Origin of the sequence: Bacillus arachidis (assembly GCF_030285945.1) — a bacterium.
Lineage (GTDB): Bacteria > Bacillota > Bacilli > Bacillales > Bacillaceae_G > Bacillus_A > Bacillus_A arachidis.
Map to the genome: position 1 here is coordinate 2,591,990 of NZ_CP127376.1, position 24,419 is coordinate 2,616,408.

24 protein-coding genes and 1 pseudogene are annotated in these 24,419 nt (G+C 34.3%); 12 read left to right on the forward strand and 13 right to left on the reverse strand.

The features are described 5' to 3' along the window. Nucleotides 1-457 precede the first annotated feature (457 nt). From QRY57_RS14900 to QRY57_RS14910, 3 genes are all read left to right on the forward strand, one after another. Nucleotides 458-904: a GNAT family N-acetyltransferase gene (locus QRY57_RS14900; protein WP_286015406.1), complete on the forward strand. Its 447-nt coding sequence runs from the start codon at nucleotides 458-460 to the stop codon at nucleotides 902-904. Between the two features lie 172 nt (nucleotides 905-1,076). Beyond that, a complete protein-coding gene (locus QRY57_RS14905; RefSeq protein WP_286015407.1) occupies nucleotides 1,077-1,406 on the forward strand; it encodes a DUF2085 domain-containing protein in 330 nt (109 codons plus the stop codon). Nucleotides 1,407-1,435: 29 nt separating this feature from the next. Further along, complete coding sequence (locus QRY57_RS14910) at nucleotides 1,436-1,660, forward strand: hypothetical protein (protein WP_286015408.1); 225 nt, start codon at nucleotides 1,436-1,438, stop codon at nucleotides 1,658-1,660. 450 nt (nucleotides 1,661-2,110) lie between these two features. On the opposite strand, the gene QRY57_RS14915 is transcribed toward QRY57_RS14910, so the two are convergent. Together QRY57_RS14915 and QRY57_RS14920 are read right to left on the reverse strand one after the other, a co-directional pair. Beyond that, the gene (locus QRY57_RS14915; protein WP_026592918.1) at nucleotides 2,111-2,698 is read right to left on the reverse strand and encodes a GNAT family N-acetyltransferase; all 588 of its coding nucleotides are present in this window, start codon (nucleotides 2,696-2,698) and stop codon (nucleotides 2,111-2,113) included. 312 nt (nucleotides 2,699-3,010) lie between these two features. Next, nucleotides 3,011-5,131: an immunoglobulin-like domain-containing protein gene (locus QRY57_RS14920; protein WP_286015409.1), complete on the reverse strand. Its 2,121-nt coding sequence runs from the start codon at nucleotides 5,129-5,131 to the stop codon at nucleotides 3,011-3,013. A 520-nt stretch (nucleotides 5,132-5,651) separates the two neighbouring features. Between QRY57_RS14920 and QRY57_RS14925 the strand changes: the two genes are divergently transcribed. Further along, nucleotides 5,652-5,969, forward strand: coding sequence for a hypothetical protein (locus QRY57_RS14925; protein ID WP_286015410.1), 318 nt, complete (start codon nucleotides 5,652-5,654; stop codon nucleotides 5,967-5,969). Nucleotides 5,970-6,252: 283 nt separating this feature from the next. On the opposite strand, the gene QRY57_RS14930 is transcribed toward QRY57_RS14925, so the two are convergent. From QRY57_RS14930 to QRY57_RS14955, 6 genes are all read right to left on the reverse strand, one after another. Next, complete coding sequence (locus QRY57_RS14930) at nucleotides 6,253-7,299, reverse strand: DUF2332 domain-containing protein (RefSeq protein WP_286015411.1); 1,047 nt, start codon at nucleotides 7,297-7,299, stop codon at nucleotides 6,253-6,255. A gap of 113 nt (nucleotides 7,300-7,412) precedes the next feature. Beyond that, nucleotides 7,413-8,012 carry a VOC family protein gene (locus QRY57_RS14935; RefSeq protein ID WP_286015412.1) on the reverse strand — a complete coding sequence of 200 codons (600 nt, stop codon included), beginning with the start codon at nucleotides 8,010-8,012 and terminating at the stop codon, nucleotides 7,413-7,415. Between the two features lie 174 nt (nucleotides 8,013-8,186). Beyond that, nucleotides 8,187-9,230, reverse strand: a complete 1,044-nt coding sequence (gene lsrB, locus QRY57_RS14940; RefSeq protein WP_286015413.1) for an autoinducer 2 ABC transporter substrate-binding protein LsrB — start codon at nucleotides 9,228-9,230, stop codon at nucleotides 8,187-8,189. Beyond that, on the reverse strand, nucleotides 9,227-10,225 hold the full coding sequence (locus QRY57_RS14945; protein ID WP_286015414.1) for an ABC transporter permease: 999 nt from the start codon (nucleotides 10,223-10,225) through the stop codon (nucleotides 9,227-9,229). The genes lsrB and QRY57_RS14945 overlap by 4 nt, the downstream gene beginning before the upstream one ends. Beyond that, nucleotides 10,222-11,199, reverse strand: coding sequence for an ABC transporter permease subunit (locus QRY57_RS14950; protein ID WP_286015415.1), 978 nt, complete (start codon nucleotides 11,197-11,199; stop codon nucleotides 10,222-10,224). The genes QRY57_RS14945 and QRY57_RS14950 overlap by 4 nt, the downstream gene beginning before the upstream one ends. Further along, a complete protein-coding gene (locus tag QRY57_RS14955) occupies nucleotides 11,196-12,689 on the reverse strand; it encodes a sugar ABC transporter ATP-binding protein (RefSeq protein ID WP_286015416.1) in 1,494 nt (497 codons plus the stop codon). Before QRY57_RS14955 ends, QRY57_RS14950 begins: the two co-directional genes overlap by 4 nt. 179 nt (nucleotides 12,690-12,868) lie before the next feature. Here QRY57_RS14955 and QRY57_RS14960 point away from each other — a divergent pair, with 179 nt between their 5' ends. From QRY57_RS14960 to QRY57_RS14980, 5 genes are all read left to right on the forward strand, one after another. After that, nucleotides 12,869-13,819 carry a sugar-binding transcriptional regulator gene (locus QRY57_RS14960; RefSeq protein ID WP_286015417.1) on the forward strand — a complete coding sequence of 317 codons (951 nt, stop codon included), beginning with the start codon at nucleotides 12,869-12,871 and terminating at the stop codon, nucleotides 13,817-13,819. After that, the gene (lsrK, locus tag QRY57_RS14965) at nucleotides 13,819-15,381 is read left to right on the forward strand and encodes an autoinducer-2 kinase (RefSeq protein WP_286015418.1); all 1,563 of its coding nucleotides are present in this window, start codon (nucleotides 13,819-13,821) and stop codon (nucleotides 15,379-15,381) included. The genes QRY57_RS14960 and lsrK overlap by 1 nt, the downstream gene beginning before the upstream one ends. 25 nt (nucleotides 15,382-15,406) lie before the next feature. Continuing rightward, nucleotides 15,407-15,769 carry a cupin domain-containing protein gene (locus QRY57_RS14970; protein WP_026592908.1) on the forward strand — a complete coding sequence of 121 codons (363 nt, stop codon included), beginning with the start codon at nucleotides 15,407-15,409 and terminating at the stop codon, nucleotides 15,767-15,769. A gap of 6 nt (nucleotides 15,770-15,775) precedes the next feature. Next, nucleotides 15,776-16,558, forward strand: coding sequence for a 3-hydroxy-5-phosphonooxypentane-2,4-dione thiolase (lsrF, locus tag QRY57_RS14975; RefSeq protein ID WP_286015419.1), 783 nt, complete (start codon nucleotides 15,776-15,778; stop codon nucleotides 16,556-16,558). A gap of 275 nt (nucleotides 16,559-16,833) precedes the next feature. After that, nucleotides 16,834-17,553 (forward strand): DUF4386 domain-containing protein, encoded by a 720-nt coding sequence (locus QRY57_RS14980; RefSeq protein WP_286015420.1) that lies wholly within the window; start codon nucleotides 16,834-16,836, stop codon nucleotides 17,551-17,553. Between the two features lie 7 nt (nucleotides 17,554-17,560). Here the strand turns inward: QRY57_RS14980 and QRY57_RS14985 are convergent, their stop codons facing one another. Continuing rightward, nucleotides 17,561-18,145 carry a Crp/Fnr family transcriptional regulator gene (locus QRY57_RS14985; RefSeq protein WP_286015421.1) on the reverse strand — a complete coding sequence of 195 codons (585 nt, stop codon included), beginning with the start codon at nucleotides 18,143-18,145 and terminating at the stop codon, nucleotides 17,561-17,563. A 719-nt stretch (nucleotides 18,146-18,864) separates the two neighbouring features. On the opposite strand from QRY57_RS14985, the gene QRY57_RS14990 reads away from it, so the two are divergent. Next, nucleotides 18,865-19,152 carry a hypothetical protein gene (locus tag QRY57_RS14990; RefSeq protein WP_286015422.1) on the forward strand — a complete coding sequence of 96 codons (288 nt, stop codon included), beginning with the start codon at nucleotides 18,865-18,867 and terminating at the stop codon, nucleotides 19,150-19,152. A 92-nt stretch (nucleotides 19,153-19,244) separates the two neighbouring features. Beyond that, a complete protein-coding gene (locus tag QRY57_RS14995; protein ID WP_286015423.1) occupies nucleotides 19,245-20,231 on the forward strand; it encodes an LLM class flavin-dependent oxidoreductase in 987 nt (328 codons plus the stop codon). Nucleotides 20,232-20,451: 220 nt separating this feature from the next. Here the strand turns inward: QRY57_RS14995 and QRY57_RS15000 are convergent, their stop codons facing one another. Together QRY57_RS15000 and QRY57_RS27170 are read right to left on the reverse strand one after the other, a co-directional pair. Then, nucleotides 20,452-21,594, reverse strand: coding sequence for a phytase (locus QRY57_RS15000; RefSeq protein WP_432804090.1), 1,143 nt, complete (start codon nucleotides 21,592-21,594; stop codon nucleotides 20,452-20,454). Between the two features lie 398 nt (nucleotides 21,595-21,992). Beyond that, nucleotides 21,993-22,106 (reverse strand): annotated as a pseudogene (locus tag QRY57_RS27170) (DUF2268 domain-containing putative Zn-dependent protease); the annotation flags it as partial. 357 nt (nucleotides 22,107-22,463) lie between these two features. Here QRY57_RS27170 and QRY57_RS15010 point away from each other — a divergent pair. Continuing rightward, entirely contained in the window at nucleotides 22,464-22,649 is a 186-nt protein-coding gene (locus tag QRY57_RS15010; RefSeq protein ID WP_026592901.1) for a hypothetical protein, read from the forward strand. Between the two features lie 68 nt (nucleotides 22,650-22,717). Here the strand turns inward: QRY57_RS15010 and QRY57_RS15015 are convergent, their stop codons facing one another. Continuing rightward, nucleotides 22,718-23,044 (reverse strand): antibiotic biosynthesis monooxygenase family protein, encoded by a 327-nt coding sequence (locus QRY57_RS15015; RefSeq protein ID WP_208017652.1) that lies wholly within the window; start codon nucleotides 23,042-23,044, stop codon nucleotides 22,718-22,720. Between the two features lie 82 nt (nucleotides 23,045-23,126). Continuing rightward, on the reverse strand, nucleotides 23,127-24,344 hold the full coding sequence (locus tag QRY57_RS15020) for an MFS transporter (RefSeq protein ID WP_286017867.1): 1,218 nt from the start codon (nucleotides 24,342-24,344) through the stop codon (nucleotides 23,127-23,129). Between the last annotated feature and the right edge of the window lie 75 nt (nucleotides 24,345-24,419).

The window sequence follows — 24,419 nt, forward strand, 5'->3', positions numbered from 1 at the left end:
TCCTCCCTTTAATCATTTAGATATTGTTTCCTTAACTATGTATTCTGCTTTTCATTCCCAGTTCATCTTCAAATATATAACCCTCTTATGGAATAACATGACTGATGTTTTTAAACATCTGTATTGTAAATGTAACGATTTTATTTGTATGTAAACAATTTTAACAACTGTAAATATTTTAAAAGATAAAAAACAACCGTTTACAGTATACAAATAGTGCTAGTATCAAGAGTAATTTTTTACTTCCCCTTAGGATAGCACTATACTACATTAACATAACTAATAAAAAAGAAATCATATTATAATATTGAATATATTATTACGAAGTTTAAATCTTAATTTTAAGGAGGCGTTGTCGATGCAAAAGAAAATAGTATTCTTTGGACTTAAATATGAGGGAATAACGCTTCACTAGCCTAAAAACTGCGTGGTTCTATCACTCGAAAGGGGTATCATATTGAACAAAATAACTTTAAAACCCATTGATAAAAGTAATTGGGAGGAAGCTACTAGATTATCAGTGAAAGAAGAACAAAGTACATTTCTTGCCTCTAATCTTTATTCTATCGCACAGGTTCAATTTTTAGATAACTTCTACGCAAATGGTATATATCTTGATAATAAATTAATAGGGTTTACAATGTTTGGTATAGACGCTGATGATAACAATTTTTGGATTTATAGGCTTATGATTGATAAAGAATATCAAGGAAAAGGGTTAGGTATACAGGCTATATTTCTCATTATTGAAAAGATAAGAAGCATTAATAATAAAAATATTCCTCTAATTATGATTGGCTATAATCCTAATAATCTTTCGGCGAAACTAGCTTATAAGAAGGCTGGATTTATTGAAACTGAATTATCATCTTGGGGTGAACAACTGGCGAAATTTATCTTTTGAACTCTAAAAATTCAGTGAGGCTTTACTCGAAAATGAGTAAAGCCTCCCTAAAATACTTACCTTTTTCATGAAGGTTGATGAGTTAGTAGGAACGAATTATGCTACGAAGTTTAAGAATTCTATAATTTAGTTACCAAATCATTTAAAATACTACTAGAAAGGGTGAACCGTATTGATTCGAGGTATCATTTTACATATCCCTTGTCACAGAAAATCTGAAAGGAGTTTTCTTAAACTACAAAAATACATACCTTTATGTGCACGATGCACAGGTATATTGATCGGTTTCCTTATGTTTCCAATTTATTTTTTAATAACACCTTCGTATACGCTATCATTAGCACTATCCTTCTCTGCTCAAATTCCATTATTCATCGATGGATTTACCCAAAAGTGGAAATGGAGAAGTAGCACAAATTTACTAAGAGTAACTACTGGTATCTTAAGCGGTAATGGTATGGGACTACTTATCTCATCTAGTATCATATGGATTCTATCCTAAATCTATTTTACATCGACGGAGGTATTTACATGTTCTGGATCTATTCAATTCTAATTCTCATTTCCGGTGGCAGTGGAATTGGTTTTATCTTTCATGAAAAGTATACAGAAGCAATAATAGCTTTTGTTATTTGTTTACTATTTATCGGATTGCTAAATTTTCATCTTAAGAGAAACCCCAAAAAGAGAAATTTGGATTGTGGCACTTTAGATTGTGCCGATTGTTCAGATTTTGATTGTGATTGCAAAGATTAAATGTAAACTTGAAATAAAGTTGCGGTATGGGACAGTCTCGTTCATAAATTAGTGGAAGTAGCAGTTTTAACTGGCAGGGAAAATTATCGTATTTCCAATGAACATTGTTCAGCCTATCGGGAAAAACAAAAAATTCTCATCTTAAATTCTAAAACGATGTTGAGATCCCCCCCTTCATTAACAGGGTTGTTTGTGGAATGGAGTTCATCGAAACAATCCAACTTTTTTATAAAACGGAAAGTTGATCCAAAAAGAAATGAAACCATTTTGATGAAGAGTTTATCAATACCTAATTGAACCACCCCCACCTACCGTTACGTGCTTGAGGTAGGGGTCTTCTCGCTAAATATGATAAATAATTTTAAGGACATTACATATTTTATATGACTAATAGTAATGTCCTTTCTTATTCCAGAATCGCGCCCTTTTCTGGAACAACAACATTTTCTTTTAATGATTTTTCATCCACTCTGACTTATTCAATATATAATGATTATATAGTTCGTTTTCTATCGTCTGTTGACTCAGATAAGTAAATCCACATTTTTCAATTACTTTATTTGATGAAATGTTGTTAATTAAAGCTACTGCGTTAATGACTTCCAAATTTGTATTTGTAAACAAATAGTCAATCAATCTTTTAGACGCTTTAGTAGCGTAGCCTTTCTTTTGATATTCACTTGAAATGGCATACATAATCTCTCTATTCGGTAAAGGAAGCTCATCTTTTATGCCCGTACAGCACCAACCAATAAATTCATCTGTTTCCTTAATAAATACCCCTAGTTTTAAAAAATGACCATCTATGTTTGATGTATTTACAGCGGCATCAAGAAACGCTTTATTTGCTGGTATTTCGTAATTGGTAACCCAATCAACCCGCTGTTCTTTTGTTGATTTCCAGTCTGGCAAAAAATTAAATATTTCTGGTTGGTTTGATATTCTGTGAATACTATCTGCATCTTCAATTGAAAACTCTTGAAGATAAATATCTCTACAATCTATCCTAAATAATTTTTCTGGTGTTTTATGTTTCATAACCTTTCCCCTTGTATTTTTTTCACTTCAACTATTTGAATAATCTAGTTCTATTAAACCCTTTTCTCCCAGTATAACTTACAAATTCAAGATGAACCTTCAATTTCCTCTTTCCCCTAACAATCTGGCCCTTTAATAAACTAACATGACTGACGTTTTTTAATGTATTGTAGTGTTTGCAAAATAAACTATAATCACTAATTTGAAATACTGTTTGTTCAAATGAATGCTATTACCTATCCCGGGAATTTGATAAAAAGACATCTTCAATATTTTCGAAGATGTCTTTTTATTCACTACACAGTGTAGCTATTATTTTAATACCTTTCTAAATTTGCGACCAAAAGTAAGTACCATACCTGCAAGAACCATCAATACACCCATTGCTGCACTATTATTTGTACTTGCACCCGTTTTTGGAAGCTCTTTATATGTATCTTCTTTTTTATCAGAAGTACTATTGTTTGAGCTATTACTGTTACCATTATCAGAGCTATTGCCATTATCAGAACCATTATTTTCGTTATCAGAACCGTTACCATTGGCCTTATCTTTAACAACCACTTTTTGTGTCATAGTTGATTCATTACCGTCTGAGTCACGAACAAGAAATTTCACTTCATACGTACCAACTTTAGTTGTATCTACTTCACCAAAATGTATTACTTTATCAGTAATATCGCCATCTTCTTTATCAATAGCTTTAACCCCAGACATTGAATTAAATTTATCTCCTACATTAATAGTCACTTCAGCAGGTACAGTTAATACTGGTGCTTCACCTTTTGACTCTTCTTTCTCTTTAACCGTTACTGTTTGTTTCGCAGTTACTTTATGACCCTGAGAGTCTGTAACCGTGTAAGTTAACTCATAAGTACCAGCTTTAGAAGTATCTACTTTACCGTCTACTTTTACTTTAGAAGTAATGTCGCCGTCTTCTTTATCAGTAGCCGATACCCCTTTCATTGGGTCGAATGGATCTCCTACATTAATCGTTGCTTCAGTAGGTACTGTTAACTTCGGTTCCATATCTGGAGTTTCTCCATTTTCCTCTACAATTACAGACTGTGTCGCAGTTGCATTAACTCCTTGAGAATCGACAATTGCATACTCTACAATGTATTTACCTGGTTTAGAAGTATCTACTTTACCTTTATATTTAACTTTGCTCGTTAAATCACCATCTTCTTTATCAACTGCCGTAACACCTTTCATTGGGTCAAACGTATCACCTATATGTAGTGTTGTTGTAAACGGTACAGTTAACATTGGTGCTTCATTTTTTGTTTCTTCTTTCTCTTTAACCGTTACTGTTTGTTTCGCAGTTACTTTATGACCTATAGAGTCTGTAATCGTATAAGTTAATACGTAAGTACCAGCTTTAGAAGTGTCTACTTTACCGTCTACTTTTACTTTAGAAGTAATGTCGCCATCTTCTGGATCAATAGCCGATACCTCTTTCATTGGATCGAATGAATCTCCTACATTAATCGTTGTTTTTACAGGCACTGTTAATGTAGGTTCCATATCTGCTGAATCCATTACATATACATTTCGTATATTTATTGTGTTCTCCCCTTGGGAATCGGTAACACCGTACACTATAATGTATTTACCCGGTTTAGAAGTATCTACATCTTCTGCACCTGCATAACTTACTTTACTTGTTAAATCACCATCTTCTAGATCAAAAGCTGACACTCCCAACATTGGGTCAAATGTATCACCTACATGTAGTGTTGTAAAATTCGGTATCGTTAATACTGGTGCTTCATTTTTTGTTCCTTCCTTCTCTTTAACCGTTACTGTCTGTTTCTCAGTTACTTTAAGACCATTAGAGTTTGTAACTGTGTAAGTTAACTCATAAGTACCAGCTTTAGAAGTATCTACTTTACCGTCTACTTTTACTTTAGAAGTAATGTCGCCATCTTCTGGATCAATAGCCGACACCCCTGCCATTGGATCGAATGAATCTCCTACATTAATCGTTGCTTTATAAGGCACTGTTAATGTAGGTTTCATATTCTCTTTAACCGTTACTGTTTGTTTCTTAGTTACTTTAAGACCCTGAGAGTCTGTAACCGTGTAAGTTAACTCATAAGTGCCTGGTTTAAAAATATCTACTTTACCGTCTACTTTTACTTTAGAAGTAATGTCGCCATCTTCTGGATCAATAGCTGACACTCCCAACATTGGAATAAATATATCTCCTACATGTTTTGTAATGTCATAAATTCCAGTTAATACCGGCGCTTGGTTTTCCGGAAGTTTTTCTTTCTTATTTTCTGCTGTTGCTTGTATTGGTTCATTCATTTTCAATGAATCTGTTGTCTGAGCGTTTACGTTGCTCGCCCCCGCCATCATTGATGTGGCTAATGTTGCTGTTGCTACAAATCCTACTAGTTTTTTAGATTTACTTGTCTTATTGCTCACCTAGAATCCCCTTCCGTTTTTCGAACTGTTATTATATTTCGAAATTTCAATATAATTATAACACGTTATATCCAATATATGTATAATGCGTTTATATATAAGAGGTAGATTCCTTAAGTAAAATAGGATACGATGATCAAATGTATATTGCTATGTATCGAGACCTCACAGTATAGGAAAGTAATGTACCTGTTTTATATAATTTCAAACTAACGCAACGAGAAATGGACTACCTCAAACTAGAATTTAAAAAGTTTTACGACATATTATTTTCCGATGAAAAAACCACAAAAGACTGCATTAGCTAAGGAAAGAAAAGAAAGTAAAAATCTGCAATTTCCTTCACAATTATTGGCCTAATAACGATTGTTATTCCATATTCCCCCATTCTACACTTGCCATTTTATATGAAGAAGGTTACGGAAATTGATAAAGCTGCTTCACACAATAATTAATGAAAAAAAGGATAGAATTTATGCCAATATGGATTTTTACATTATAATTGTGAGAGAGGTGAAAAATGAAAAAAATACTATTAATTATATTTTTGTTAATTTTAGGGATCGGTTCGTGCACCGTCTATAAATTTTATAAAGTTACACATCCCTATAGTTGGCAAGAAGAAAAAGAGATGCAAGAAAAAGCTTCAAGAGCAGCTGTCGAACATTTTAAGAAAGAGAGGGATTTGAATATTACAGTGACGAAAGTAGAATTTTCAGCAGATATTTCTAGAGGGTGGATTGATGTTTATGGCTATGTGACTGAAGACAAGAAGAAAAAAGTATATGCAAATGTGGAATATAAAAATTATTATAAAGTTGAAAGTTCGGTTGACTAATTATCCTGAATAAATAATTTTAAATACATTATGTTTATTTAGAATTAAAAGCACTGCTTTATTAAGAGGAAAATATAGGACTCAGATGAAGATACAATTTATTTGTTATCATCACTTGAGTTTCATTTTAGATATCTATTGTATCTTTTTCTTAATATAGTAATAGTCCATTCTGCTGCATCTCTCTGTAATTTTTTTGATTTGAAAATATAAGTTATAATAAGTAAGCGAGGAATTATAATTCGAAAATAAAAAGACAACTGATGATAGTTGTCTTTTACTTTTAGCATAACGACTTATCTTCCAATCTCCAACTAAACCACCGCGCATGACCATCTGTTTCCCCAACCGTTTCACGATATTCTTTTCCATTTATAAAATAATCAAGATGAAGATCTCTATCCCACATGTTGTTATAAAGATGGAAAACATCGCGTTTCGCTCCGATTTCTTTCACTTTATCTACTAAGTTATGTTTTATACTCTCTGGTATTTGATTCGCCACATGTGTGTGAAAAATGCAAATTACTGCATCATCTGGAATTTGTTCCACAACTTCTGAAAGAAGAGCTACTCCATCCCCTTCTATCAGTTTCACAGATTGTTCTTTTAAGCAAGCTGCTGCGTGATCAAACATTTCAAGTCGTTCTTTATGCTCAGGCCAAATAAGTGAGCGTAACCATAAATAATCTTCTTCATTCTTTAAATCATTTATATGTAAATCAAGTCCGATTCTTTCTATGACAGGTGGACTTTGTGGTAAGAAAAATGGCTGATTGTCCCCTTTTATTTCTGATTTCAATTGGACGTTGGAATGTATATTTCCATATACTCCTCCTGTTCCATATGAATAACTATATTGATCCCAGAACAATTGTAGACCCGCACTTGTCCCAATTTCAATTAAAGCTAATGGTTTATTAACTTTATGAAACATATAACAAAAACTCGGATATAAATATGTACACCTTCTTACTTCGTTTGTTTGTACTAGCTTTGTTTTTAAAATATCGATTATCTCTTCTCGATGAAGCTTACAAAAATCTTTAAAATGGTGAAAAGCATGTTCCAGATTTTTTTCTGGATTCGCAACAAGACTACTATAATATTGTTTTAATACATGACTATTCCCTTTCAATAATAAATAGTGAACGGCACCAAGTAATAAATTAGGAGTTGGCTGACCAAGTTGTGCGTGTGACGCTAATGCAAGAATTTCCTCATCTTCTGAAATTTCCAATGATAAATGTTCGTATAAAGCGCTCGACCCTTTACTTTCCTTTATAGAAAAATTTCTAAATATGTTGGAGATTTGTTTTGGTGAAAGCATTTATATTCCTCCTGACCACAAGTTCGAATATTCGGAATAATTATAACACAAATGGTTGAAATAGCATATTTTTACAAATAACCTTTTCATTTACTTAAAATCACAAATGAAGTTTAAAAATATATCTCCACACCATTAGGATCTTTTTGTTTCTTTTGATATAAAGGATTAAAATATACATATTTCAATGCCGTTTTACTATCAAGAATAGTTTCAATATGATTTATTTTTTTTTGAAATAGAAATGAAAGGTCCTGTTCTAATCCCGTTTTTTTTGTTGTCATTACAATTTTCTGTACTTCTTCTTTAGCCTGACTATCATCTATTGCATCCAAATTTGTTTGTAATTCAATTCGAAGACCATATGGTGTTGAAATGAAGCTTCTCTTTTCTCCTATACTTACTTTCCACTTTAATTTTTCAGCTTGTGCACAAATTGATTCACTTTCTTCTTTTGACGTTAGAAAACCAATATGATCAAATTTAATACTTTTTCCATAGCCAAAAGTTATATTAATCTTACCCTTTCTAGCCTCAATAATCCGAAAAAGTACCTGTTTATCACGAAAATCATCCCACGTTAATGGCGAATTAAATTGTTGAAATTCTCCATTATACTTTCCAATCCTGTTAGAAATGCGAAACCCATACTTTTTATAAAAATTCTCCATTTCTTCTAAATAAGGCGTCCAAAAATGATAATGAAATAACATTCAAATCTCTCCTCTGTATTCTATATATTTAATATAATTGTATAAACATGGCGTTATAATCACCTCTACCAGAAGCGGGAATTCTATTAATTTTTCTTCATACTTTTGAGGGATAAATTCCATCAAAAACAATAAAAAGTTCATTCCTTTCTATACAGGAATGAACTTTTTACTTTAAAAATTATACTTATCAATATTATCCTTCGTGAACACAACTCGTTCCGGCAGTACGATAATTCCGTTTCCATCTGCTTCGTAGTCATAACCTTGAATAGAATTCGGTTCCACCTTTACTTTACCTATATTTGGAACTTCAAAACTATCCCCAACTTTTAATTTCTTCCCTTTTACCACAATTTCATTTGCAACATAAGTTGCAAGTGCTCCTTGTTGTTTTACATCCCATAATCCAAATTGCTGAACTGTTCCTCGTTTTACATAATCACGCATTACATTTGGAGTTGAAAATCCTGTCACAACTACTTTTTTATCCATTTTTAAGTTTTCAGCAGCCTGCGCCATTGCTGGAAGTGCCGTTGCATCAGGGCAAATTACTGCATTAATATCGGGATACGTTTTTAAAATACTTTCGCCAACCGATAATGATTTTTGTGCGTTATTTTCCCCGTACTGCGTCGTTACAATTTCCCAATTTGGATATTTTTCTTTTATAATCTCTTTTGCTTTTGTTACCCACTGGTTCTGATCTGTTACGGTCGGACTTGAATAGAAGAATGCTACTTTCCCTTTATCTCCAATTTGTGATGAAGTCATTTGAATTATTAGATTTGCAAGTTGCTCCGGCGTTCCTTGGCTTATATAAAATGAACGATCTTTTGGATTCACATCAGAATCCCACGTTAAAACGGTCATTCCTTTTTTCTTTGCTCTCTGTAATGATTGTGAAAGTCCATCAACTGATGTAGAGGAAACCATTAATGCATCATAGTTTTGATTAATAAAATTATTTATATACTTCACTTGGCCTGATACACTCGCCTCTGATGGTCCATCATATTTCACTTGCACACCTAACTTATCTCCCATTTCTTTTGCCCCTTCACCACCCGATGTAAAGAAACCGACTCCTGTTAATTTCGGAATGAAAGCAAATTTTACATCATCTGCTTTTTTCTTGTCTGCTGTTTTGCTAGAACATGCGATTAAAGCGATGATACAAATACACATAATAATAAGAAGTCCCAGTTTTCTTTTCATGACATTTCCCCCTTATGCAAATTTCTTCTTTTCCTCATAGTGAGTTGCTGTAATTTGAAATGCCTAATAATAACCGAGAGGATAAGTATAATGCCAATAACTACATTTGACTGTTCGTTCGTTAAACCTGTCATTTGTAAACCGTACTGCATCATGCCAATAAATATACTTGCTAGTACCGTTCCGAGAATACTTCCTTTTCCTCCAGTGATGAGTGTCCCACCTAATACAACTGCCGTAATAACCGGCAGAATTGTCTCGGTTCCAATATCAGCTCGTGCTGAACCGAAATATGCTGTTAAAAAAGTGCCTCCTAATCCACCTCCTAACCCAGAAAGAATATACGCGATAATGACTACCTTTTTTGTACGAATGCCGGAATATTCCGCAGCTTTTTCATTCGTACCGGTCAGCGTAACATAACGGCCATACCTTGTACGATGAAGTAAGAGTGCAAACAAAACAGTCAAAATGAAAAGTAACCATAGTAAATTAGGAATTCCTATAAAACTGCCATTTGCAAGTTGCACGTAAGAATCTGGTAACCCGCTTATTCCCTCATAGCCACTGGCATTTGAGCCACCCGAGATAACAAGTGCAATTCCTGCATATAAAAACATCGTTCCAAGTGTAACAACAAGAGGTTCCACACCTGTCATTTTAATAATTAGCCCATTGATACAACCGGCTAGACAACTAATAAACAAGGCAATAATCGTAGCTACAATAACCGGAAGTCCATTCATCCAGAGCACACCAATAAGAATTGAAGTAAGCCCCATAATGGACCCTACAGATACATCGATTCCACCTGTAACAATTACAAATGTCATCGGAATTGCGGCAATCGTAATAAAAACGAAGTCATTCATACTGAAAAGTAAATTACTAATATTAAAAAAATCATTGTTAAATAAGCCAAAAAGTATGAACTCAATAATAAGTAATACAATCAGAACCCCTTCCCATCTGAGAAATCCACGTGCATACTTCATTGATTCATCCTTCTTTCTTCCAGCTGTCTTATTCCCTTCCATTTTTTCAAAGTACTGTCTAATATAATAATAAGTAACAGTAAAAATCCTGATATAGTACTATTCCAAAAAGCAGGTATTTTTAAGAAGACTAGTGAACTACTAATAACTTCTAAAAAAATCCCCCCTAGTGCTGCTCCAAATATAGAACCTGTTCCACCTTTTAAATGTATCCCCCCGAGAACAGCTGCAGCAATTACTTGCAGCTCAATTCCTGTACCAGTTTGATTTGGCACAAAGCCGATATTCATAACAAATATGCATCCTGCAATCCCGGCGCTTATTCCCGAAATAATAAATGCATATATTTTCACCCTATTTATCGGTATTCCAATGAGACGTGCTCCATCTTCATTATCTCCAGTAGCATAAAAATATCTTCCAAAAGGTGCTTTCGTTAAAAAAATATATAATAATAGTAAAATAGCCAAGATGATCCATACTGAAATAGGTAGCCCTAGTATCATAACAGAAGACATCTGTTTATAAGACTTAGGAATATCTTCAATCCATTTGCCACCTGTATAGATCAACATTGTTCCTCTAATAATTCCTAACATTCCTAATGTCATAATAATTGCCGGCACACGAAACATCGTAACCCCAATGCCATTTATCATTCCAATGACAGCTCCAAGCAAGATTGCAGCAATAATGGAAATTAAAATGCTATTACCATTTGTCAAAAACATCCCACAAACCGCTGCACTTAACCCCATAATAGAGCCCACTGAAACATCGATATTTTTAGTAAATAATACGAATGATTGACCTATAGCTAGTGTGACTAAGATAAGACTTGATTTCATAATTAAAGAAAGCGAACTAAACTGAACAAAACTAGGATTAATCATTCCTACAAGTGCTATGTAAATAAGTAATAAAATGATAATGGATGTTTCATGCATTTTAAATAGATTTGAAAAACGTTTCATTCCGTTACACCTTCCCTTCCTCCATAAGCGAGACGTGTAACTTCATCTATACAAATTTCTTCTTTCCCCAAGTGAGAAACAAATTCTCCATTTCTCATCACATATACCCTGTTTGCCAATTGAACAATTTCTTCTACATCAGAAGAAATCAATAAAATTGCAAGTCCGGATTGTTTTAAACTTTGAATTGCCTCGTACACTTCTAATCTTGCTTTCGCATCAATCCCGCGCGTCGGTTCATCAAGAATGATTAATGTAGGTTCACAGGCAAGATATTTAGCTAATACAACTTTTTGTTGGTTTCCACCTGATAAAGATGTCATTTTTTCATCTTTACTGGGTACGGCTATCCGAAACTTACTAATATACACTTTAGTTAAAGCGCTTTCTTTTTTGTGGTTTAAGAAAAAAAAACTGAGCCGGTGTAAAGACGCTGACGTTATATTTTCTTTAACAGATGCAATTGAAAAGATACCATTACCAGCCCTATCCTCAGGAACATATACCAACCCTTCATCTAGTCGTCTACTCGTCGAATACTTTGCAATTGACTTTCCTTCTAATAAAATAGCTCCCGACAGCACAGGTCTTAGCCCATATAATGCTTCTGCTAATTCCGTTCTACCTGATCCAACAACACCAGCAATTCCTACAATCTCTCCAGCATGTACGGTTAATGATATATTCTGAAATATATCACTCGACAGATTTGTTACCTCTAATACTCGTTGAAAATGTTTTATCGTTTCTTGAAGCGCCTCTTTCTTCTTCTCTTGTTTATAATCTTTTGGCAATAACCCCTCCATTAACATGTCATATGTATAGTCTGATACATTCCCTTGATTCACAATTATTCCATCTCGTAAAATAGCTACTTTATTCGCAATTTCAAAGATTTCCGGAAAACGATGCGTAATATAAATCATCCCAATTCCCTTTTCCTTTAAGCTTTTCATTAACACAAAAAGACTCTTTATTTCATGAGTTGTTAATGTCGATGTTGGCTCATCTAAAATAAGAATCTCTGCTTCTCTTATTAATCCCCTTAATATTTCTACTAATTGTTGCTGCGCAATTGATAATGAACTTCCGATTGCACTTAGCTCTATGTTCCATCCTAAACTTTTTATCAAATCTTTTACCTTTTTACGAAGTTCCTTCTTCTTTGCTTTTATTCCGATGCATATATTTTCTTCAATTGTCATATGAGGAAAAATTAACGGTTCTTGTGGGATTAAATAAATACCATTTGAATGTGCTTCTGCTGGATTAGAAAAACTTTGCTCTCTTCCTTTTACATACATCTCCCCGGCATCATAAGAGTATAAACCTGTTAATATCTTCATCAATGTTGATTTCCCAGCACCATTTCCTCCTACTAGAGCGTATACATCTCCGCGTTCTAATTCCAATGTAACCTCTTTTAATACAAGTTGGTTTGAGAATGATTTACTAATTTGTTTCACCTCTAATAAGGGCACGTTCTTCACATCTTGTCATCCTCCTTTATGCGGAACAATTTTTGAGAAAATGATTTTTTGTTCTACTTGTTTTGTAGCATTGTATATCCCTTTTTTCATATCTAGAACAAATTTTTCTTCAGCATAATGGCTATTTCTATCGGTATAAACAAAATACATAACACATATGTTTAAGCATCGGTCAATTGTTGAAAGGGATGAAGAGAATGTCACAGCTGAGTTTTGAAGAAAATTTGTTAACAAAAGTAGCCTGGTATTACTATAAAGATCATTTAACGCAGCAAGAGATCGCTTCATTGCTTCACATCTCACGAAACAAAGTCGTTCGGTTATTAGATAAAGCACGAGCTGAAGGTATCGTTACATTTCATGTAAAAGGTACAGGTTTACATTGCCTAAGCATTGAACGTGAACTGATTAAAAGATTTCATTTAAAAGACTCTTTTGTGATCCCTACGCCAATGGAAAATCCACCTTATTCTTTAGGAAAAGCTGCAGCGCAATATTTAGAGACTCATTTACAGCAAGGAGATTTACTTGGCATTGGTTGGGGAGAAACTATATCAAAAATGCTAGAAAACATCCATTTTGACATATCTATACAACCTTCGATCGTTACTCTTACAGGTGGTGTAAATCACTACCTTCCTAAAAAGCAGAACTATCTCAATCACATGCAAGGAGAACTTCATATCATTCCCACACCATTTTTAGCATCTACAACTGAAATGGCACAAAGCATTCTTTCAGAACCAGCCGTTAAAGATATGCTACATGTCGCTTCACTTGCTAATACAGCAATAGTCGGTATCGGTGGTTTATCTCATGATGCAACAATTGTAAAAGAAGAAAAATTAACGCTTCGTGAAATGACCTATATACGTAATCAAAATGGTGCTGGAGATATTCTAGGGCAATTTTACAATACACATGGAGAATTACTAGAACTTCCGCATCACGCTCGTTTAATTGGTACACCTCTTCCTGTTCTTCGAAAGATGAAACATGTAGTTGGTGTAGCTGGGGGTGAAGACAAAATAGATGCAATTTACGGGGCTTTAAAAGGTAAATTCATTCATACATTAATTACCGATGAGGACACTGCACTCTCCCTATTAAGAAAGGAAGGTGAATCATAATGTCTGCTCTATTAGCTTACGACGCAGGAACTGGTAGTATCAGAGCTGTTCTTTTCGATTTACAAGGAAATCAGCTGGCTGTAAGTCAAAAAGAGTGGGTTCATAAACCCGACTCTCGTTATCCTGGTTCTATGAATTTTGATGTGATAGAAAACTGGAAACTCGTTCAAGAGTGTACGAAAGATGTACTCAAAAAAAGCAATATATCCCCTTCTTCTATTAAAGGAATTAGTGCAACAAGTATGCGCGAAGGATTTGTTCTATATGATAAAGATGGTCAAGACATATGGGCATGTGCGAACGTTGATGGCCGTGCTTCTTTTGAAGTAAGTGAGTTAAAACAGATTCGTTCAAACCTCGAAGTAGAATTATATGAGAAGTCAGGGCAAACTTTTGCACTAGGTGCCTTACCTAGATTACTTTGGCTCAAAAAACATCAACCCGATATATACGATACAGTCCATTCTTTTACAATGTTAAATGATTGGATTCTCTATAAGTTATGTGGTGTGTTACAAATAGACCCTTCAAACGGATGTACGTCTGGTATATTTCATTTACAAAATAGAACTTGGGATAATTCCATTGCTGAGCAATGCGGCCTAACTTTAACATTTGCCCCAAAAGTAAATGAAGCAGGGACAGTTATTGGTCATGTAACAAAACAAAGTGCAGAGATGACAGGATTACACGCAGGAACACCGGTAGTTACTGGAGGTGGCGATGCTCAGATGGCCTCACTCGGTTCAGGAGTTGTAAACCCTGAACAAACCTTTATTTGCGGAGGTAGCTTTTGGCAACAAGAAGTAAATATAACAAGCCCAAAAATCGATCCAAACGCTCAAATTCGCGTCAATTGCCACGCTATCCCTACACTTTGGCAATATGAAACAATCGCTTTCTTCCCAGGTCTTGTTATGCGATGGTTTCGAGATGCTTTTTGCCAAGATGAAAAGGCACTTGCTACTAAACTAGGTGTAGATGCTTACGAACTATTAGAAGAACAAGCAAAACATGTTCCAGTCGGATCATATGGTATTATTCCCACCTTTTCAAATGTAATGAATTATATTTCATGGCGCCACGCCGCACCTTCTTTCATTAATTTAAGCTTAGATGCTGATAAATGCGGAAAGAAAGAACTGTTCCGTGCAATCGAAGAAAACGCTGCATTTGTAACACTTGGAAATTTAAAATTAATAGAATCATTAACTGGAAAATTCCCTTCTGAAGTTATTTTTGCAGGCGGTGCTGCAAAAGGCAAGCTCTGGCCTCAAATTGTTGCGGATGTTCTCGGAATTCCTGTCAAAGTACCCGTTGTGAAGGAAGCTGCCGCTTTAGGGACAGCAATTGCCGCTGGAGTCGGCGCTGGCATATATGACTCTATGGAGGCTACTTCTCAGAAATTTGTAAAATGGGAGAGCTCATATGAACCAAATGCTGAACATCACAAACTATATCAACAATTCTATCAAACATGGAAATCAGTTTATGAAAAACAACTCCCACTAGCGGATGAAGGATTCACATCACATATGTGGATTGCTCCAGGTGCACTGTAACACATTACATAAAGGAGTGAACAGTATGCTCAAAGTAAATGAAAATGATTTCGCCTATCGCTTTGGTAACCACGGTCCAAAGTATTTAATAAAGGGCCCTAATATTGACCTTGGTGTTGTAGTTATTCAGCCTGGGGAGGAATTTCAAAATCATTATCACACCACATGTGAAGAAGTTTTTTATGCCTTAGAAGGCGAAATTGATTTCTATATTGATAATGAAAGGGTCCCTGTAAAACAAGGTGACGTCTTACAAGTTCGCCCTCACGAATCTCACTATCTTATTAACCACTCAGATCAAATCTTTAAAGCTGTTTTTATTAAGTCACCACATTTACAAGAAAAAGATACTGTACAAACAGAAAATCCAAAATTAATAAAGGAGTGATTGACAATGACTTGGGGATTTCAAAATCGATTGAATACGATATTACCTGATGGAAAAGCAGTTATGTTAGCGATAGATCATGGTTACTTTTTAGGCCCTATCCACGGATTAGAACAACCTTTAGAAACAGTAAAGAATTTACTTCCCTATACAGATTCTCTCTTCTTAACAAGGGGCGTACTCAATTCCTGCATTCCTGAAGACTGCAAAACACCAATGGTAATGCGTGTTTCAGGTGGTCCAACTGTAGTCGGTAAAGATTTAGCAAATGAGACCATTGTTACACCAATTAAAGAAGCACTGCGGCAAAATGTGGTTGGGGTTGGTGTATCTGTTTTTGTCGGTTCAGAATTTGAAACACAAACTGTTACCAATTTAGCTAATGTTGTTTCTGAAGCACATGATTACGGCTTACCCGTTCTCGGTATTACAGCAGTTGCAAAAGAACTCCAAAAACGAGAAGCACGATTTTTAGCACTCGCATCACGTGTATGTGTGGAAATGGGTGCTGATATTATTAAAACGTATTACTGCGAAGGATTTGAAAAAATTACGAGCACATGCCCTGCCCCAGTCGTCATTGCAGGTGGCCCAAAATTAGACTCAATCGAAGACGCTTTAACAATTACATACCAAGCATTGCAAGAAGGTGCCATTGGGGTTGACATGGGACGGAACATTTGGCAATCCGAACACCCAGCTGCAATGATTCAAGCGATACACGGTATTGTCAAAAACGGCTTGCATGTAAAAGAAGCACTTGAATTATATAATGAAGTGAAAAACTAGAATAATGAATGAGAAAGAGCCATAACGATTTCTCCTTTAAGTAAGAGAGAAAAGAAATAGTAAAATGACAGACCCAATATTTAGGTCTGTCATTTTACCGTTAAGCTATGTTATATTTCTCTGTTTATGTTTGAAAAGATAAAATACCCTAACTGTTAAGCTACCTGTGACAAAATACTGTATCAAAAATAATTCGGACTCTTGATTTAAGTCAATGACCAGTCATTATCTTCCTATTAAAATGAAACCAACTTAGTAATATAGGAGGGTATATTATGGCTACTTCAGTAAAAGAACAATCATATCAAAGAAAATCTGCTCTGGTTGCTGGCATATCACTTATCATCATGGCACTTGCTGCATTTTTTTCCTATGGCTTTGCCCATGGAAGTCTTGTGGTGCAAGGGTATGCCAGCGCCACTTTTAATAACATTAAGTCATCAAATATGCTTTTCAAAGCTGAAATCTTCGGTTGGGTCATCATCCTGATCACTGACATTGTGATCGCCTGGGCTTTCTACATGTTTCTGAAGCCAATTAATAAAAATCTTTCATTACTCGGTGCATGGTTTCGTCTTATTTATGCAACTATATTGGGAATTGCCATACTGAATTTAATCTTTGTATTGCTTCTCTCGAAAAGTACAGACTATTTATCATTATTTAAAATGGATCAACTTCAGGCACATATGATGCTGTTTCTTGAAGCATTTGAATCTATTTGGTCTATAGGATTGATCATTTTTGGCGGACACCTCATGATTGTAGGCTATTTGGTTTTCAAATCCGACAGAATACCTAAAATCATTAGTGCCTTATTGTTGCTTGCTTCAATAGGCTATATTGTCATTAACTTATTTAACACAACTCTTTCACAATATGATGCGGTAATTTCAAATCTTAAAATTGTATTTAATGTACCAATGATTGTAGGAGAATTGGGATTTGGTATATGGCTGCTATTCAGGGGAGGAAAAGTCCATAAAGGTGTATGACAATTCCCTAAAATTTATCTTTATTGATTCGCTTCTTGATTCTACTTAATGATTCTGGGGTAATCCCAAGATAACTCGCCAATTGATGTTGGGGTACACGATCGACTAAATGAGGTCGTTTTCGTAATAGTGCTTTGTAGCGTTCTTCTGGAGTAGATGCAATAAATGAAGCCAACTCATCTTGTACCTCACCAAATTTGTGCTCGATCATCTTGCGTGTCATTGTTTCCAATTGTGAGTATTTGTTATACATGTCCTTTTCGGAGTCAAGATTACCAACAACCAATATACAGTCTTCTAGACAAATTAAAGAGTACGCGGATGACTTATCTTGTCTATGATGATTGAAATTCGAAATGGCTTGTTCTTCTGTATAGAAATTGGATGTAACCTCTTTTCCTGTTTCATCTATTGAATACTGTCTAACACATCCCTTCAATACAAAATAACACTTAGTTGGAACATCTCCTTGTCTAAGGAGTATTGTTCCTTTTTTATATTCCTCAATTTGTACATCTTCAACGATTGCCTGTTGTTCTTCTTCGTTTAGTGTTGTAAATCTAGTCATATACTTCATTAATATTTTTTTCATTTCCCTCTCCATTCAACTCCTCTGATTAAGTCATTATGATCAACATCATCTTTGTATTACAAAACTTCTTAGCAAGAACCTATTCAATCATACCTTTGAACTTTCTTTTTTTATTATAAATCCTACTTTAATATATTAGTTAGAAACATCATGATGCTTCGCTACGACTTATTATGGATTATTTATAACAAATGAGGATGATTATTTACATAGATTGAGCATGAGTATTTGCATTATAAAAAATGGTTTACTCATAATCTTATTCACCGAAATATTGATTAGGATTAAAAAAACACTTAGATAACAGCTCCAAGCATAAAATAATCCCTACTTTCAATTAAAAAAAGTAGGGATTTATGGCATTTTAATAAAATATACCTTTTTCTTAAAGGGGATCTCGCCGCATACCCATCAAGCTAAGAAAAGCAAATACCCCAAAACGAGAAAATTGACATCTCTAGGTGAAAATGTACAATTTTTTATTTTGAGAGCGTTATAAAATTCTTAAGTTGATGGAGATGGACCTGGGATCTCTAAAAAAATAAAAATCCCGTTTGTGGATACTAATTTATATTAGCATGATAGTGTTTGAGGCGGGATTCCATCATGTTAAATCGATAATATAATGACACAATTGACAAAACACATAGTGTTGTTATAATTGTACATTGTTATATAGGTAACAAAATATCTTTTTTTAGTGAGAAGGATGTGGAATTATGGCACAACATAAGGAACAAATAAGTAGAAAAGAACAAAAAATTAAAGTAGAACGTGTACAAACTGGAATTAGGATGGAAAAAAGAATGGTAAAAGTTTTAAAAGCAATGGCAGAGTATCACGATATTTCACTAGGCGTGCTTCTTGAAAGAATTGTTCTTCATGCTTTTGAAAACAAACCCGTATTTAACCAAGAGAGTCTTGAAAAGGTTAAAGCTATAAAAGACGTTTACGAAATGGATTATGGTTTAGAAATGAGCCGTCGGTGGAATGATTCAGAAAACTAGAGTGATTACCTTTGAGTACAGTATCATCTTGAGCCTTTGTAATCTATCAGTGAAGTAAAGAAGTTAAATAAAATTATCAGGAGCGATATGAAATGAAATTTAGTACATTAACAATATTTGACCATTACCCAAATCAATCAGCCCGAACACCTCGACAATTCTACAACGAGGTATTGGAACAAGCTGTTCGGGCTGAAGAAATGAATTTTGATGGGGTTTGGTTTACAGAGCATCATTTCTCAAATTTTGGAATCAATCCCTCTCCAGCAGTTCTCCTCGCTGCGTTATCCCAAAGGACGAACAGAATTCGTCTTGGTGTGGGTGTTTCAGTACTTCCATTACATAACCCTTTACGAATTGCTGAGGATTATGCGGTTGTCGATCTTTTATCAAACGGAAGATTAGATTTGGGATTAGGTAGTGGATATAATCAGAAGGAATTTGATGGTTATAATATTTCATTAGAGGAGAAAACTGAGCGATTTAACGAGTCTCTAGAAGTATTACAGAAAGCATGGTCAGGTAAACCTTTTTCTCATCAAGGTGAATTTTTCCAATACAAAGAAATCAAACTTAGTGTCCAGCCAATTCAATCTCCCTTTCCCCCTCACTGGATTGCAACTTCTAGTGAAAAAGGTGCTACTCATGTTGCCAGTATGGGAAACAATTTCATGGGACTTGGATTTAGCAAATCACGAGATGAATTAGCAAAGCTGATTGATACATACAAGAATATGTATCTGAAGTCAGGATTCGGTGATCCAGAACAGTTAGAAATTCCTGTTGCATTTCATGTTCATGTTGCTGAAACATACGCAGATGCTGAATCGAATGCAAAAGGTCCTTATCAATTATTTATGAATACTCCGAATGGGACGAATATCTCATATGAAGTCCTTAAACAGAAATTCAATCCAGTAATAGGCAGTCCTGATGACATTATCAAACAAATTCAATCCTACAGAGAAATAGGCGTTACGAATTTTATGGCAGTAATGAATTTCGGTGGATTAGAACATCATGAAGTGCTTTCATCTTTAGATTTATTTGGTAAGTATGTAATTCCTGCATGTAAGTGAAACATCGTTTAGCATATGAATTTCGTGTCCCTAAAAACGAAAAAAATGAGTTGAATTCTTATTAATAACTGTAGAGATATAAAATTTTCGTTTGGGGGATACTTTAAAATTTTAGCTTGATGGGTAAGGGTTCTCCCCCACATCCATCAACTGAAAAAATTATAAAATTTTATAAAAGAACATCTCAATATACCATGAAATGTTCTTTTATTTACCTTAACTATTTGCTATATGTTTCTCTATATTTTAGTTTACGAGGTTCTACATTATTTTCTATTTGTAATCTTGAGTCGAATCCTTTTGCAATCCTTTTCCAATCTACCATTTTGAAATTCTGATTTACTATTTTCCCATGTTCTATATTCTCTCCATCCTGCGCTAGAAAAATGCCGTTTGGATATTTTTCTCCTAATCCAAAACTCATTACATCAATACCGTCTGTATCACTTGTTCCATCAGTATTTTTACCATCAACAATAGCAAAATTACCAATATACTCATTGTTTCCTTTACGGTCATACACTGCATAAGTATTATTCCCCTGACTAGAAGCAATTAAATATCCTGTCCCATTTTTCCCATAATATATCGTCAAACCCTCAATATCTGCAGTTAAATGGGTTCCATCAGCACTATCTACTTTTGCAATCGGTTGGTTTCCTCCATCTGGTTCCGCATTAAATTTCCAAATTGCCACATCTTCTTCACCAATATATATTGTTCCATACTCATCATCTGCTACAATTCCTTCTGATTGAGAACTTAGCTTTAATTCACGTACTTTCTTTCCGTCTATTTTCCCTTTTCCATTGTCAAATAACTCATATTGTTCAAAAGTTCCATCCTTTCCTACAACTAATGCATAAAAAACACCCGTTTTTTGACTATGATAGAGACTAAATCCATATACTTCTTTCATGCTTGATTGAATGGTAGATCCCGTAATATTTTCTAATTCTCCTGTTTTAGAGTCTATCGTAAATATATCAATTGTATTTGTAGAACGATTTGAAGCTGCCGCAATGTCAATTTTTTTACCTCCAATGAGAAATCCATATCGTACATCAACATTATTTAGTTTCCCGAAGTTATATGAATATAGTTGTTTTCCTTTTAAATTATAGACAGAAATCCCCTCCTCCTTATTCGTTCCAATAATTTTACTCTTTTCAGGATCATGAGGATGAACCCAAATTGCTGGATCATCAGCTGCATCACCCGTATTGGCAACTGCATCTGTTTCCTCTTTTGCTTCCACTTTAACAAGTTTTGAATGCTTTTGTTTCTCTTGTACACTAGGACTTAGAGATTTTTCAACCAAATCCGGTGTAGAATGTACTGTTGAAAATAATACACTCGTCATTAAAGCAACTGTTGATATTTCCTTTAACATTTGTATTCCCTCCTTGAAAAAAATAGTTTTCTTCATCCTGTTAACTTGGACAGGTACACTTTTCTTGTATTATTTTATCTATTAATTTTTAATTATTTATGTATTTATTGTAAATTTTTGGAGAAAAAATCACAGGTGTTATTGTGGGCAGAGTGTTACGTGTATTATTAAAATTATCCAGAAGAAAAAAATTGCACTATCCCTAAAAAGTAAAACTGTTTTTGAAATATCCCCAAAATGAAAAGTTTATTTTTTAAGGGCGCCGTAAGTGTTCCTTCTGTTTTGAATTTAACTTATTTTTATAAAATTAAACGACGCAGAACGTATTTTCTGCGTCGTTTTACTTCAAACTTCAGATGATCTCCTAAAAAAACTCCACACCCTGCAATAATTTCTTCTTCATTTAGCAAGGTTGCTTCTTGAATTGTGATGTTATTCTTTTTCATAAAAGATTGTACAGCATAATAACCTATGGCATAACCTACGCCAGAAAAGAAATAAAAATTATGATACAAGAATGCATACTGTCCGAAAAAGGTTTGGACTATTTATTTACTACCAAAGAGGTTAAATATTATAACCTTACATAATCATTTATCCATCATTATATTTTGATGTTTATTCTAAAGGAAAACCTTGTTTTTCCCCTTTTTTAAGATCCAGTCCAATGCTATTGATTTGAATACCCCTAATTGCTTTATTTATATTTAAATAGGACACTAAATAAGAACTGTTTTACCCAAATATAAATTGATTAATACATATCTAGTCCAAAAAAAAAACATGAACATATTATATTACAACTCTCTAACAAATACTCTAAGAAAGGAGCTATCTATATGTTTGAAGACAAATCTAAAGTTAATTACCCATATGAATTTGCAGAAACTATAACAACACCAGTTAAAAAACCAAATTACACAAAATTTAAAAATAATACAAACACACAACCTTTGGTTATTTCAAAACATTACGTTGAAAAACTTTTATACTCCGAAAGAATCAATGCACCTAAAAACAAATAATCAAAGTTCTTTAAGAAAGACTACATCCATATATAGATGTAGTCTTTTACATACGATGTTTTTATAATTTAAGACTGTTGATAAGCACCCTTCGATGATTTCACATAATACACAGCATGCTCTGCTTTAATAATATGATCCGGTTTTGGTTTCCCGCGACTTTCTCTATGTCCAGCTATATGTTCTTCGCTTGTCTCCCAGTTTTTCCACGCATCTTCAGATTCCCAGCGAATCAGTACAACGACTTCTTCGTCTCCTCTTCTCACCTTTTTAACGAGAACACTTAAGTCGATAAATCCTTCAAATTTTTCAATGATGCCTTCTCCAGTAAAATGTTGAACAACAAGATCTGAAGTTCCTTCTTTTACTGTAATCGTTTTCGTTTCAATAAACATGTATCCCACTCCCTTTGTATGTAAATATTTCTAGTATTCTTCCATTATAATTGATTATGATAATTATTTTCAATTAAAATGTTTAAGCTGATTTTTCTTGAACAGCTTCATCAAGAAATTTAAAGTACGGAAGTAGTATTCCAGCTAAAGAAGTTACACATATGATAGATCCAATTAATACATATAACGCCCTTACTCCCCATATTTCACTCAATGTTCCTCCAACTAAAACACCTAGTGGCATCGCACCTCTTATTAAAAATAAGCGCACCGAAAATACTTTTCCCATCATATCATTTGGCACAACTTGCTGGCATATTGTCGTGTTATGAACATTAAAAAATGCCATGCATACACCCGCTATAACTTCAATAAAAATTGCTAAAGAGATACTGTGATTGAATCCTAGCGAAATATATGTGAGCCCTCCTATTAATAACGCTCCAAGCATGAGAAGACGCCGACTACGACGCTGCACTTTCCCAACAAATATAGAGCCAATTACGTATCCTAGAGGAAAACCTGCCATAAAATATCCGTAATTAGCATAGCTTGCTGAGAGGTCATCTATTATATACGGAAGATTGATAACCATCGTTACGCCGACTCCAAATTGAACAAATGTGAGAAAAACACCTAACCAGACAATAATGGGTTGTTTGAAATAATATGTAAATCCTCCAATAGATTGCTTTAACCAACTTTTACGAACTGTTTGAGCTACTCTATGCTCTTGTATAAATAGCAGTAAAGCACCACTTACAAATAGAAACAAACAAACGAAAAATAAAGTTAGCTTTACTCCTATAAACTCAATAACAATTCCCCCTAATACAGGGGCTAAAAACATCATAAGGCGAACCATTCCATCAATATACGCATTCGCTGATTGCAGCTCTTCTTTTGATACAATTGTTGGCGTAATCGCTTGATTGGCTGGTACGTAAAATGGAGTGATGAGACCCACTATCATTTGTACAACAAAAATATGCCATGTCTCTACATTCCCAATGATTATCATAAATAAAGGAAGTGAAAAAGCTAGTCCACGTGTCCACTGAGATACAATCATAATCCATTTCCTGCTCCATTTATCAATGAAAGGACCAATGACAAGTTGTAAAAGAAGCGACGGGATAAAGTAAAGTAGCCACATACTTCCTAAGGCCATTTTTGAACCTGTTAATTGATAAATAAGAACAGAATTACATAGCGTACCAAATGCACCACCTAATTCGGAAATCGCGCTGCCAATCCACATAAAGAAAAACGATCGATTTTTTAAAATATTTTTCCCCATTTTGCACCAACTTTTCTTTTTCATTCTCCTCCTATTGTGCATATTCTATAAAGGTAAAATCATTATACCTTTTGA

Bases quoted from the DNA above. Each gene is read 5' to 3' on its own strand.
- QRY57_RS14910 (WP_286015408.1), top strand. From the start codon at position 1,436: ATGTTCTGGATCTATTCAATTCTAATTCTCATTTCCGGTGGCAGTGGA.
- QRY57_RS14915 (WP_026592918.1), bottom strand. From the start codon at position 2,698: ATGAAACATAAAACACCAGAAAAATTATTTAGGATAGATTGTAGAGAT.
- QRY57_RS14925 (WP_286015410.1), top strand. From the start codon at position 5,652: ATGAAAAAAATACTATTAATTATATTTTTGTTAATTTTAGGGATCGGT.
- QRY57_RS14930 (WP_286015411.1), bottom strand. From the start codon at position 7,299: ATGCTTTCACCAAAACAAATCTCCAACATATTTAGAAATTTTTCTATA.
- QRY57_RS14935 (WP_286015412.1), bottom strand. From the start codon at position 8,012: ATGTTATTTCATTATCATTTTTGGACGCCTTATTTAGAAGAAATGGAG.
- lsrB (WP_286015413.1), bottom strand. From the start codon at position 9,230: ATGAAAAGAAAACTGGGACTTCTTATTATTATGTGTATTTGTATCATC.
- QRY57_RS14945 (WP_286015414.1), bottom strand. From the start codon at position 10,225: ATGAAGTATGCACGTGGATTTCTCAGATGGGAAGGGGTTCTGATTGTA.
- QRY57_RS14950 (WP_286015415.1), bottom strand. From the start codon at position 11,199: ATGAAACGTTTTTCAAATCTATTTAAAATGCATGAAACATCCATTATC.
- lsrK (WP_286015418.1), top strand. From the start codon at position 13,819: ATGTCTGCTCTATTAGCTTACGACGCAGGAACTGGTAGTATCAGAGCT.
- QRY57_RS14970 (WP_026592908.1), top strand. From the start codon at position 15,407: ATGCTCAAAGTAAATGAAAATGATTTCGCCTATCGCTTTGGTAACCAC.
- lsrF (WP_286015419.1), top strand. From the start codon at position 15,776: ATGACTTGGGGATTTCAAAATCGATTGAATACGATATTACCTGATGGA.
- QRY57_RS14980 (WP_286015420.1), top strand. From the start codon at position 16,834: ATGGCTACTTCAGTAAAAGAACAATCATATCAAAGAAAATCTGCTCTG.
- QRY57_RS14985 (WP_286015421.1), bottom strand. From the start codon at position 18,145: ATGAAAAAAATATTAATGAAGTATATGACTAGATTTACAACACTAAAC.
- QRY57_RS14990 (WP_286015422.1), top strand. From the start codon at position 18,865: ATGGCACAACATAAGGAACAAATAAGTAGAAAAGAACAAAAAATTAAA.
- QRY57_RS14995 (WP_286015423.1), top strand. From the start codon at position 19,245: ATGAAATTTAGTACATTAACAATATTTGACCATTACCCAAATCAATCA.
- QRY57_RS15000 (WP_432804090.1), bottom strand. From the start codon at position 21,594: ATGACGAGTGTATTATTTTCAACAGTACATTCTACACCGGATTTGGTT.
- QRY57_RS15010 (WP_026592901.1), top strand. From the start codon at position 22,464: ATGTTTGAAGACAAATCTAAAGTTAATTACCCATATGAATTTGCAGAA.
- QRY57_RS15015 (WP_208017652.1), bottom strand. From the start codon at position 23,044: ATGTTTATTGAAACGAAAACGATTACAGTAAAAGAAGGAACTTCAGAT.
- QRY57_RS15020 (WP_286017867.1), bottom strand. From the start codon at position 24,344: ATGGGGAAAAATATTTTAAAAAATCGATCGTTTTTCTTTATGTGGATT.